This window comes from Absiella sp. AM29-15 (genome assembly GCF_003434225.1).
Classification (GTDB): Bacteria; Bacillota_I; Bacilli_A; order Erysipelotrichales; family Erysipelotrichaceae; genus Hoskinsella; species Hoskinsella hominis.
In genome coordinates, this window is the sequence record NZ_QVFL01000016.1 from 12439 (window position 1) to 24177 (window position 11739).

14 protein-coding genes are annotated in these 11739 nt (G+C 36.0%); 11 read left to right on the top strand and 3 right to left on the bottom strand.

Going from position 1 to position 11739, the window contains the following annotated elements:
* Positions 1–30 precede the first annotated feature (30 nt).
* The 5 genes from DW761_RS15150 (at position 31) to DW761_RS15170 (ending at position 3865) form a co-directional block, all read left to right on the top strand.
* The gene (locus DW761_RS15150) at positions 31–1272 is read left to right on the top strand and encodes an FtsW/RodA/SpoVE family cell cycle protein (RefSeq protein WP_117455156.1); all 1242 of its coding nucleotides are present in this window, start codon (positions 31–33) and stop codon (positions 1270–1272) included.
* Between the two features lie 24 nt (positions 1273–1296).
* Positions 1297–1938 carry a 16S rRNA (guanine(966)-N(2))-methyltransferase RsmD gene (rsmD, locus tag DW761_RS15155; protein ID WP_333782696.1) on the top strand — a complete coding sequence of 214 codons (642 nt, stop codon included), beginning with the start codon at positions 1297–1299 and terminating at the stop codon, positions 1936–1938.
* A complete protein-coding gene (coaD, locus tag DW761_RS15160; RefSeq protein ID WP_117518629.1) occupies positions 1935–2417 on the top strand; it encodes a pantetheine-phosphate adenylyltransferase in 483 nt (160 codons plus the stop codon). Before rsmD ends, coaD begins: the two co-directional genes overlap by 4 nt.
* A 68-nt stretch (positions 2418–2485) precedes the next feature.
* Complete coding sequence (locus DW761_RS15165) at positions 2486–3346, top strand: hypothetical protein (RefSeq protein WP_117518630.1); 861 nt, start codon at positions 2486–2488, stop codon at positions 3344–3346.
* 9 nt (positions 3347–3355) lie between these two features.
* Positions 3356–3865, top strand: coding sequence for a putative immunity protein (locus tag DW761_RS15170; protein ID WP_117518631.1), 510 nt, complete (start codon positions 3356–3358; stop codon positions 3863–3865).
* A gap of 28 nt (positions 3866–3893) precedes the next feature.
* Here the strand turns inward: DW761_RS15170 and DW761_RS15175 are convergent, their stop codons facing one another.
* From DW761_RS15175 to DW761_RS15185, 3 genes are all read right to left on the bottom strand, one after another.
* The gene (locus tag DW761_RS15175) at positions 3894–4289 is read right to left on the bottom strand and encodes an HIT family protein (protein WP_117518632.1); all 396 of its coding nucleotides are present in this window, start codon (positions 4287–4289) and stop codon (positions 3894–3896) included.
* Between the two features lie 72 nt (positions 4290–4361).
* Positions 4362–5237 carry a hypothetical protein gene (locus DW761_RS15180; protein WP_117518633.1) on the bottom strand — a complete coding sequence of 292 codons (876 nt, stop codon included), beginning with the start codon at positions 5235–5237 and terminating at the stop codon, positions 4362–4364.
* Between the two features lie 13 nt (positions 5238–5250).
* Positions 5251–6261 carry a peptidylprolyl isomerase gene (locus DW761_RS15185; RefSeq protein ID WP_117518634.1) on the bottom strand — a complete coding sequence of 337 codons (1011 nt, stop codon included), beginning with the start codon at positions 6259–6261 and terminating at the stop codon, positions 5251–5253.
* A gap of 236 nt (positions 6262–6497) precedes the next feature.
* Here DW761_RS15185 and sufC point away from each other — a divergent pair, with 236 nt between their 5' ends.
* Genes sufC through DW761_RS15215 form a run of 6 tightly spaced genes read left to right on the top strand, consistent with a single transcriptional unit; the run spans position 6498 to position 11702 of the window.
* Entirely contained in the window at positions 6498–7310 is an 813-nt protein-coding gene (sufC, locus tag DW761_RS15190) for a Fe-S cluster assembly ATPase SufC (RefSeq protein WP_117455139.1), read from the top strand.
* Positions 7311–7312: 2 nt separating this feature from the next.
* Entirely contained in the window at positions 7313–8113 is an 801-nt protein-coding gene (locus tag DW761_RS15195; RefSeq protein ID WP_117518635.1) for a SufD family Fe-S cluster assembly protein, read from the top strand.
* Positions 8106–9338, top strand: a complete 1233-nt coding sequence (locus DW761_RS15200; protein ID WP_117455135.1) for an aminotransferase class V-fold PLP-dependent enzyme — start codon at positions 8106–8108, stop codon at positions 9336–9338. Before DW761_RS15195 ends, DW761_RS15200 begins: the two co-directional genes overlap by 8 nt.
* Positions 9339–9351: 13 nt before the next feature.
* A complete protein-coding gene (sufU, locus tag DW761_RS15205) occupies positions 9352–9804 on the top strand; it encodes a Fe-S cluster assembly sulfur transfer protein SufU (protein ID WP_117455133.1) in 453 nt (150 codons plus the stop codon).
* Positions 9794–11194: a Fe-S cluster assembly protein SufB gene (sufB, locus tag DW761_RS15210; RefSeq protein ID WP_117518705.1), complete on the top strand. Its 1401-nt coding sequence runs from the start codon at positions 9794–9796 to the stop codon at positions 11192–11194. The genes sufU and sufB overlap by 11 nt, the downstream gene beginning before the upstream one ends.
* The gene (locus DW761_RS15215; protein WP_117518636.1) at positions 11187–11702 is read left to right on the top strand and encodes a 5-formyltetrahydrofolate cyclo-ligase; all 516 of its coding nucleotides are present in this window, start codon (positions 11187–11189) and stop codon (positions 11700–11702) included. The genes sufB and DW761_RS15215 overlap by 8 nt, the downstream gene beginning before the upstream one ends.
* The last annotated feature ends 37 nt before the right edge of the window (positions 11703–11739 follow it).

An 11739-nucleotide genomic window follows, 5' to 3' on the forward strand; every position in this document is an offset into this window, starting at 1 on the left:
AGGAAATCACGCAGAAAGGAGTCATGAAAGATGCGAATAAAAAATCTCGTTGTATCAATAAAAATGCCAAAAAAATATGATATGCCGATACATATTGCAAGTTTGCTTCTTGTGGTCTTTGGCACATTGATGATTATTTCAACAAATGTTGGAAATGCGACAGGCGGCGTCATGGATATCGTAAAAGTAATGATAAAACAAAGCATCTTTATTATCGTATCCTATCTGCTATTGACATTTTTTGCGAATAACTTCAACATGGGAAGGGCAAAAAAAGCATTGCCGATTGTCGGCATTTTGATTATGGTGGCATTGATTGCTACACAATTTTCTAAAGAAGTATATGGTAGTAAAGCATGGATTCGTTTTGCGATAGCCGGGCAGATCGTTACGATTCAGCCTTCAGAATTCGCAAAAGTATTCATTATTGTTGTGATGGCAGTATACGTTGCGATTGCAGGAAATAATCGCTGGAACTTCATGCGAATCATGCAATGGCCGTTTATATATTTCTTTATGTGTCTGATTCCTATCATTTTACAGAAGGATATTGGTAGTATGCTGGTATTCGTGATGATTTCTGTCTTATGCTTTTTGATTCCAAGTAACAGAGGATTAAGGAAACAACAAAAAATTATGCGGATTCTCATCATGATTGGGTGTGTTGGCGCCTTGGTGTTGATGAGTGATATTGGGGTTAAACTGTTTTCTAGTATCCAGCCATTAAGCCATATTGCGGTACGTATTGAAAATGCTGCGAATCCTTTTACGGATCCTTTCAATAATGGTTATCAGACAATTAATGGATTATATGGTATTGCACGAGGGGGATTAAAAGGGGTAGGATTAGGTAACTCTATTCAGAAATATGGTTATCTGACACAATCAGACAATGACTTTATTCTGGCCATTATTATTGAAGAACTAGGATTGTTTGGGTTCTTGTTTATTGTGCTATGTTATCTTACCATCATTCGTCAATTGTTTTATTATGCAAAACATACAGTAAATGAAGGATATAAGATTATTTTATTTGGTACCGCCAGTTATATATTTATTCACTTTATTCTGAATGTTGGTGGTGTTGGCGGCCTGATTCCTTTAACAGGTGTGCCATTGTTATTTATATCCAGTGGTGGATCTTCCTTGATGGCAATTATGTCTGCGATTGGAATTTCGCAAGCTGTAATATCAAGGATACGGCGCCAGGGAGCCATACGTAAGGTAAAAAGGGTAAAGAAAAAAGAACCCCAAGGGGATAGGGTTCTTTAAGAAAGGGAAGAGGAGAAACAAAGATTGGGGGGTAACAACCGTTTTATCGGTTGCACTATTAATCTTCCCAGGATAAAAAGTTTTATACACAAGGAGTTGAAAAAAATGCGAATCGTTGCTGGAGAATTTCGTTCAAGAGTCATATCCGCTGTAGAAGGAAATGGCACAAGACCAACCACGGATAAAGTGAAGGAAGCAATTTTCTCACGTATTGGGCCATATTTTGACGGTGGGTCTATGTTAGATTTATTTGGTGGTAGTGGCAATATGAGTTTTGAGGCAATTAGTCGAGGCATAAATACAAGTCTGTTATGTGATGTGAGTGTCAAAGCGATACGCACCATCAAGGCAAATGCGAAAACATTAGGCGTAGAACAGAAAGTAACGGTATGGAAGATGGATTATCACCGTGCTTTACAACAGGCAAAAGAAGAAGGAAAAACATTTGATCTTGTTTTTCTTGATCCACCTTATAAAAAGCAACAGATTCATGAAATACTGAACCTGTTAGATGAACTTGATTTAGTAAAAGATGATGGTGATGTTGTCTGTGAGAGCCAGAAAGAAGATGTTTTTGAAGATCAAGTCGGCTGTTTTGAAAAAGTAAAAGATGTAACATATGGAATTACACGTATTACATATTATAAGAAAAGAGGAAGTTTATGAAAAAAGCGATTTTTCCAGGAAGCTTTGATCCATTAACCAAAGGACACTTAGATATTATAGAGCGGGCAAGCAGATTATTTGATGAACTGATTGTTGTAATTCTTGAAAACAGTGAGAAAAAGACAATGTTTACACAGGAAGAACGTCTGCGTATGTTAAAAAACAATACCAGTCATTTAAATAATGTAATTGTAGATGCGGATACTTCTTTAACGGTAATATATGCAAAACAGCATGGTGCCTGTGCAATAATTCGTGGAGTCAGAAGTGTAAAAGACTATGAATATGAATTAGATATCGCAAGTGCCAATCAATATTTAAATCCTGAAATCGAAACGGTGCTTTTATTTTCATCGCCTGCATACGCCTTTGTGTCCAGCTCCATTATTCGTGAAATGATGAAATATGATGTGAATATCGATGCACTAGTAAGTAAGGATGTAAAGGAAGCCTTGGTGGAAAAATACAGAAAATCGTAAGGAATGGTACATAGAAAAAGTAATAGGAGCATGCTATAATAGTACAGAAAAAAGGAGGATGATCATAAATGTCTGATATGCATTTTAAAGTGCCAAGCAAAGATGCGATGAAAAGCAAGATGGTTTCTGCATTATGTCTGGCTTTGATCATTCTAAGTCTTTATACAACCTGTTATTTATTGTTTTTTAGAACAACAGGTGTAGATATCACCAAAGATATTGAAATATTATATCGTGGAGATGATGGCTCTGGTGTTGTGAGCGTGCGTAATAAAAACCTGAATTACAATCAGCGTATTCAGGAATTTATGGATACGGTAGAATATAAAGTAACGCCAAATAAAAACCTAAAAAACGGGGATAAAATAAAAATCAGCACAACCTATGATGAAACTTTGGCATCCCGTTATCATATCAATGCCATCAATGTGGTAAAAGAAGTGACAGTAGAAGGACTTCCTGTGCGTTATGAGAATGTTAAACAGATACCGCAAACATTATTAGATGAGGTAAAGGATAATTCTAAGAAATATTTAGAAAAGAACATGTCTTCCATCCTATCTGATGATTTTACAGCTTTCTATTTCACAAGTGAACCAGAATTGGAAAATTATCGTTTTATGTATCGAATCTTTTTAAATGCGAAAGATGATGAAAGTAAAGATAAGATATTAGATATTTATTCTATCACCGCAAAAGGGGAAGTCAATGTATCTAATAAAGAAGAAAAGCTGGAAACTAAGGATGAAACGATTTATTATATGATTACATATAATGAAATTAATACCAGTGGCAAGATTTTAAAAGAAGATATTTATGGTGAAAAAATCATTGTCAGCGGTAAACAGAATTTACAAAAAGAAAAAGACTTTAAGAATTATATGAGTCATAAATATGGCAAACAATATACAATTGAGAAAATAGAATAGGGGATTGACGTGGCAAAGCTTAGAAAAATGTTGGGTGATGTAAATGGACAGGAATGTATGGATATGATGCATCTGATTGATACCCAAAGCAAGGAAACACTTGCTGCATGGGCGCTTTCCTATGTGAAAGAATATTATACAAAAATTTATACATCTTCCTGTTTGAATGAAACAATGGATATGGTTAAATGCTGTTTAGAAAAAGAAATTACTGTAAAAGAACTAAAACCATATCTGAAAACAGCAAGAGATGATGTGAAAACAATAAATGATCCTGTAGATGTTGCGGCATCAAGAGCGATAACGACAGCTTGTGCAATTTTGCAAACGCCAAGTAATGCGTTGGGCTTCTTGTTTTATGGCGCTGCGGCTACTGCCTATCATGAAGCTGGCACAGAAGCTGAACAAGCTGTTTATGAAGAATATGGCAGAAATGAGTTTTGTAGAGCATATCGTTCACTGAAGCAAGTGGCAATAGAAAATGAAGAACATCCAGTAAATATCAAATGGAGGTGTTAGAAAAATAATGAAGGAGAAATTTCCTTCATTATTTTTTTATAAGTGATAATACTTCATTTAAATCCTGTGGTTCACTTTCCTTAAATTCAATCACGCAAGCATCATCTTCACGATAGCGTGGAATCAGATGAATATGAAAGTGTGGCACGCTTTGACCAGCAACTTCATTAACATTACTTAAAATGTTCATACCGTTTGCATGAGTTGCGTCCATAATTTGCTTGGCAAGTTTTTGTGCAACCTCCATGACATGCTTCATAACTTCTGGATCACATTCCATAAAATTTGCATAATGTTTTTTAGGAATGACGAGTGTATGTCCCTTTGTGACTTGAGAGATGTCTAAGAATGCTAATACATCATCATCTTCATATACCACACTGCTTGAAATTTCATGATTTACGATTTTACAAAAAATACACATTGATGTTTACCTTCTTTCTTTTCTTATTCATTATAACAAAACGATACCAAAAGAAAAAGAGCTTTCGCTCTTTTACTGTACGATCAAATCACTATTTTTCAAGCTGTTGTATGCGTCGATATCATAAATCGTCATATCGTATTTCTTAAAATAGAATTTTGTAGCTTCTGTAGCCAGGGTGCTTGTTTCAGCAATTGCCTGAATAGCTTCATCTTCATAATTCTTAGGTTCTGTTTCCACTAAATTAACAATGTAATAAGATGTCACAGAAGTAGAAGTATTGGTTGATGTGATAACTTTTTCTACAAGTCCTTTTTTACCAGCACCAGACATTGCGGAGAATACTTCATTAGGAAGTCCACTCTGGTTTGTATAAACCTTTTCACTTCCATCATATGTTGATGTAGTACCATATTTTTTCACAACGTCTGAGAATTTATCGCCTTTCTTTAATGCGTTTAACGCATCATTGGCTTTTGTTTCATCATCAGCTTGGAAAATCTGTGCTTTATAAGGAACATAGCTTTTGAATAGTGCTTCTTTGTTTTCTGTAACATATTTTTTCTGAAGTTCTGTCTGATACAGAGCAGGTAAGATATACGCTTCTTTTAACTCCTGATCATTTGCGAAACCTTCAGATTTCAGCTGCTTTTCATAATTGTCGCCCCACTGTTTTTTAATTTGGGCAAGTTTCTCATCAGCCTGTTTTTTAATTTCATCAGTTTCTTTAATATCTTCTTTTTTGTAAACCTCTGCTTTTAATTTCGCCAGAGTCGCAGTACCAATATTAGCTTTTAATGACTGGTATACATCTTCTTTTGTTACTTTTTCACTACCAACACTGATTAGTGTTTCATTTCCATCAGAAATGTTTGCTGTTGCATCGCTGCAGGCACTCAAAGTCAGAGCCATCGCAATGGTACTTAATAGAACTAATGTTTTCTTCATTGTCGTATGCCTCCTATTCTTCTACGCCCATGTAGTTCATGATATCTTTCTTGACATCATCATTTGCGTATTTGATATCTAATTTTTTTGCTGCTTCCCAAATATATTTGAAAGACATGTCATTGCTGGATGATGCGATAGATGAATAAATCTGATTTTTCACATCTTTATCCTTTAATAAGGTATCTAACTGAGCTTTATCAGCTTTGATCATATGCCATCCGCTGTAGCTGTCATTGCTTTCTTTCACCCAGCCACTAACTTCGCCATCTTTTGTCAGTTTTAATGAGGCATCTACAAAGCTTTGTACAAGCTTGGATGGATTGGTGCTATCTACATAGCCGATATATCCACCGTTATCTTTACTTCCTGTATCATCACTGTATTTTTTAGCAACTTCCGCAAAATCAGTGCCATCTTTTAATGCTTTCTCTACTTCATCAATTTTCTTCTGTTCTTCTTTAGTTGGATTATTTACATCAGCTACTTTAATCAGGATGTGGGATACCACACGTGGTTTTTTATCCTTATAGAATGGTGTTAATAATTCATCTTTGTGGGCATCGATGTAAGCATCTCTTAATTTTTCGTTTTTCGCAGCCATTAATGCATAACCGTCAAGATCATCTTCTTCAAAGCCATAGCTCTTTAACTGACTGGCAATTAATGTTTCTGCTGTTGTGCTGTAATAACTTGCCATTGATTCTGCCTGACTCTGTAAAGTTTTTGCGATTTCATCTGCACGTGTTTTCAATGCATCATCAGTTTTTACAGATTCATCAATTACTAGATTCTGGAAACGGATATACAAAGTTTGAGCACCATTGTTTTCTTTGTATAAACTTGTATACAAATCATCTGCTGTCAATGTGTAATCCTTCATTGTGGCAACAACTTCTTTGCCATCTACTTTCTTTCCAGGAAGTTTTCCTTTGTTTGTATCATAGACACAGTATACCGCAAATCCGATAAAGATTACTGCGACTAGAACCACAAACCATTGTTTCTTTAATATTTCTATCATATAGGCCTCCTAAGTCGTACCGTAATATTATAAATTATCTGCGTATGAATTGCAATTTTTTACGCATTTTTCACGTAATTTCCCATGAAATGTTCATACAATCCTCAGATGTCATCCCTTAAGATTCTACAGTTTTTTTAAATATGGAAGAAATGTATGAAAATGGATAATCGTTTTGATTGTTAAACGTTAGATTTTTTGGTAGAATAATACAAGGAAATGAAAGGATGATGACAATGAGTTGTCTTGAAATAAAAAATCTACACGTAGATGTGGATGGAAAAGCGATATTAAAAGGATTAAATCTTACAATCAACAGTAAAGAAACCCATGCGCTGATGGGACCTAACGGGAATGGAAAAAGTACGCTGTTAGCGGCAATTATGGGAAATCCAAAGTTCCATATCAGTGAAGGAAGTATTCTGCTTGATGGCAAGGATGTATTGGCGATGGAAGTGGATGAAAGAAGCCGTGCTGGTCTGTTTCTAGGCATGCAATATCCAAGTGAAATCAGCGGTGTAACAAATTCTGATTTTTTACGTGCGGCAATCAATGCCAGAAGAGAACGTCCGATTCCATTATTCAGCTTTATCAAAGAAATGGAAAAAACCATCAAACAGATGGAAATGAAAGAAGATTTGGCACATCGTTTCTTAAATGAAGGATTTTCTGGCGGTGAAAAGAAACGTAATGAAATCGTACAGATGAAAATGTTAAAACCAAGTATTGCGATGCTGGATGAAATCGACAGTGGGCTGGATGTAGATGCGTTAAAAATCGTGGCTGACGCTGTTAATGATATGAAAGAAACACAGGATTTAGGACTTGTGGTCGTATCACACTATGCTCGTTTCCTTGATTTATTAAAACCAACGCATGCGCATGTGCTGGTAGATGGAAAAATCGTTGTCAGCGGTGGGAAAGAGCTTGTGGATAAAATCGATCAGCAGGGCTATGACTGGATTGAAAAAGAATACGATGTTCATGTAGTGAAGGAAGAAGAAAAAAAGGTAGAACTGCTTGGTTCATGTGCAGCTAAAGGAGTATAGCTATGAGTGAGATCAAGGAAATCAGAATTGAAGAAAACGGATTTTCTTCTCATCACTTTGATGTACATGGAGAACAAGAATTCATCTTTCATATAGGTAAACATAGAAACGTTTCCTTATCAATTACATATAGTGGAAAGGATGCACAGGTAAAGAGTCGTTTCATTTGTGAAGAAGGCAGTCAGACACATGTATTGCTTCGTAATGAAGTATCACAGATGAAAATGGATGATGTAAGTGAAATCTATAAAGATGCACACTTAACACTTGGGTATCTGGAAATAGAGGATGGCGTTGTTTTGGCGGATAATAAAGTATATCTAAAAGAAACAGGTGCAGATGCTCATTTAATGAATGTATGCATTGCGCAAAGCAAGAAACACTACCATGTCTTATGTGTTCATGAAGTGCCTTATACAAGCGGTTTGATTGAGAATTATGCAGTAATCAAGGAGCATGGAGATTATTCTATGGAGGCTTGTGGCAAAATTGTGAAAGGTGCACATGATAGTGCATCACATCAGGCAAGTAGAGTGCTTACCTTAAGCAAGCAGCAAAGCAGTGAAGTTATTCCATTGCTTTTGATTGATGAAAACGATGTAAAAGCAAGTCATGCGACAACCCTTGGGCAGCCGGATGAAAATCAATTATATTATCTGCAGTCAAGAGGCTTGACACGTGAACAGGCATTAGGTTTATTAACAATTGGCTATATGATGCCAATCACTACCGTATTAAATGATGAAAATCTTGCGGCAGAATTAAAAAATGAAATAGAAACAAAGGTGGGATTACATGCGTAATATAGAAGAAGTCCGTAAAGACTTTCCTATGCTGCAGGGAAAAATGATGCAGCAGCACCCACTTGTGTATTTAGACAATGGGGCGACAACATTAAAACCAAGAAGTGTGATTGATGCTGTCTGCAATTATTATGAGAATTATTCAACCAATGCCCATCGTGGGGATTACGATTTAAGCTATTTTGTCGATCAAGAATTTGAAGGTACACGACAGGTGGTTGCGGATTTTATCCATGCGGATGTCAATGAAATCGTATATACCAGTGGCGCAAGTGAAGGCTTGAATACCGTTGCATTTGGATATGGACGAAAGTTTTTATCTGAAGGCGATATCATTTTGAGCAGTGAGGCAGAACATGCTTCCTGTGTACTTCCATGGATGAAAGTGGCACAGGAAACAGGCGCTGTTATGGAATATATTCCCTTAGATGAAGAAGGCAGAATTACCGTTGAAAATATAGAATATATGATGAATGACAATGTCAAAGTCATTGCTTTAGCACAAATTACCAATGTATTGGGAAATCTTGTGCCAATCAAAGAAATCTGTGCTCTGGCACATCGCTATGGGGCAATCGTAGTTGTGGATGGTGCACAAAGTGTTCCACATATTCCTGTGGATGTGAAAGATTTAGATTGCGATTTTCTGGCATTCTCTGCACATAAAATGTGTGGACCAACCGGGATTGGTGTATTATATGGCAAATATGAATTATTAGAAGCGATGGATCCTTTATTATATGGTGGGGAAAGCAATGCCCGCTTCAATGCATGTGGAGATGTGTTATTGAAGGATGCTCCTTTGAAATTTGAAAGTGGTACACAGCCAATTGAAGGTGTATTTGGTTTACATGCGGCAATTGATTATATCAATGCACTGGGCAAAGAAAATATTCATGCCTATGAAAAACAACTGCGTGATTATGCAGTGTCAGAAATGAAAAAGATGGATCATATCATTATCTATAATGAAAACAATGATACAGGGATTATTACCTTTAATGTAAAAGGTGTATTTGCACAGGACGTTGGTTCTTTCTTTAATGCCAATGGTATTGCGGTAAGAACAGGACAGCATTGTGCGAAATTATTAAATGAAGTACTGGGAACCAGTGCTACGGTACGTGCATCCTTATATTTCTATACATCTAAGGAAGATATTGACCGTTTCCTTGATGTATGTAGAAAAGCTACGATGGAAGCATGTATTGATGTATTCTTTTAGGAGGTCGTAAGCGATGTCAGATTTATTAAAAGATCCTATGATCTTACGTCAGATTATTATGGATCATTATGAATATCCAAGAAATCATGAATTATGCAAGAACCCTGAATACCACGAAAAACACATGGCAAGTGATTCTTGTATCGATGATATCTATGTACAAAGCAAAATTAAAGATGGAGTTGTGGAAGATATACGTTTCGATGGAGAAGCATGTACCATTTCCACAGCTTCCACCTCCATTATGAGTGAACTGCTTCAGGGAAAAACTCTAGAAGAAGCCAAAGCAATCATTGAGAATTATTTTAATATGATTGATAATAAACCTTATGATGAAGAATTATTAGAAGAAGCTGTGGCATTCTATAATGTTGGTAAACAAGCCAACCGTATCAAATGTGCAACCATTGGCTGGAAAGCAATGCAGCAGATGATCGAAGAAAGCGAGGATGAAAATGGAAAATAATAACATCCCAAATAATGAAGAATATAAATATGGTTTCCATGACAAGGATACCAGTGTTTATAAAACCAATAAAGGTTTGACAAGAGAAACGGTTCTTGAAATCAGTAGAATCAAACAAGAGCCTGACTGGATGAGAGAATATCGTCTTCAGGCATTTGAAAAGTTTGAAAGCATGGAGATTCAAGACTGGGGACCGGATTTAAGTGTTTTAGATTTTGATGATTATACATATTACATAAAACCAAGTGATAAAACTGAAAAAAGCTGGGATGATGTACCAGAAACCATCAAAGATACTTTTGATAAACTAGGTATCCCAGAAGCAGAAAAAGAATTTTTAGCTGGTGTTACGACACAATATGATAGTGAAGCTGTTTATCACAATATGTTGGAAGAAGTAGAAGAAAAAGGTGTAATCTTCTTAGATACAGATACCGCACTTAAAAAGCATCCAGAATTATTTAAACAATATTTTGGGAAACTGGTTCCTTATACAGATAACAAATTTGCGGCATTAAACAGCTGTGTATGGAGTGGAGGAAGTTTTATCTATGTGCCAAAAGGGGTACATCTGGATAAACCACTACAATCTTATTTCCGTATCAATACCGAAAGCATGGGACAGTTTGAAAGAACACTGATCATTGTGGATGAAGGTGCGGATGTACACTATGTAGAAGGTTGTACAGCACCGATTTATTCCAAAGATTCTTTACATGCGGCAGTTGTAGAAATTTTTGTGCATAAAAATGCAAGATGTCGTTATTCAACCGTTCAAAACTGGAGTGACAATATATTGAATCTTGTCACAAAGCGTGCAAAAGTATTGGAGAATGGAAGCATGGAATGGATCGATGGTAATATTGGTTCTTATATCAATATGAAATATCCTGCTTGTATCTTGGCTGAACCATATGCGAAGGGTACATGTATTTCCATTGCAGTCGCTGGAAAAAATCAGGTACAGGATGCTGGTGCGAAAATGATCCACCTAGCGCCAAATACTTATAGTAATATTATTAGTAAATCCGTATCGAGAAATGGCGGGGAAGTCAATTATCGAGGACTTGTCTATCATTCACCAAATGCAGAACATGCGAAAAGCAAGGTAGAATGTGATACATTGATTCTGGATAAACAAAGCCGCAGTGATACGATTCCTACAAACAAATCTAAGAATTTAACTTCTCAAATCGAGCATGAAGCCACAGTATCAAATATCAGTGAGGAACAATTATTCTATCTGATGAGTCGTGGACTTACTAGAGCACAGGCTACCGAAATGATTGTTATGGGATTTTTAGAACCGTTCACAAGAGAGCTGCCAATGGAATATGCAGTCGAATTAAACCAGTTATTAAAATTAGATATGAGTGATTCTATTGGATAAACGTGAAATTGCTTATACAAAGCGAAATGCTTTGAGTATGAAAGAAGTTCAAATAAAAAGTGAAGCCATTTTAAAGAATCTTGAACCTTATCTAAAAGGCATTGTTGGTATATATATGGCATATGGTCATGAGGTGGATATCACAAAACTTTTAAAACAAGCGGATATCACATGTTGTGTACCAGTATGTGATAGCGATTATCAAATGAGCTTTTATCTTGTGGATGAAAATACAGTATTCAAAAAAAGCCGTTATGGGATTTTAGAACCAGTCAATGCCAAAATCATTGATAAAAATGAAATAGATATGATTATTGTGCCTATGGTTGCGTTTGATGCACAAGGGCATCGTATGGGACATGGCAAAGGATACTATGATCGCTATTTAAAAGATTATCAGGGAATGAAAATTGGTGTTGCATTTGAATGCCAGAAGTTTCCTCAATTAGATGTTTATCCACATGATATTCCAATGGATCTAATCATAAGTGAAGATGCAAAGTATTAGCGCATCTTCTTTTTTTGTATGCCTGAAAGCACTTGAC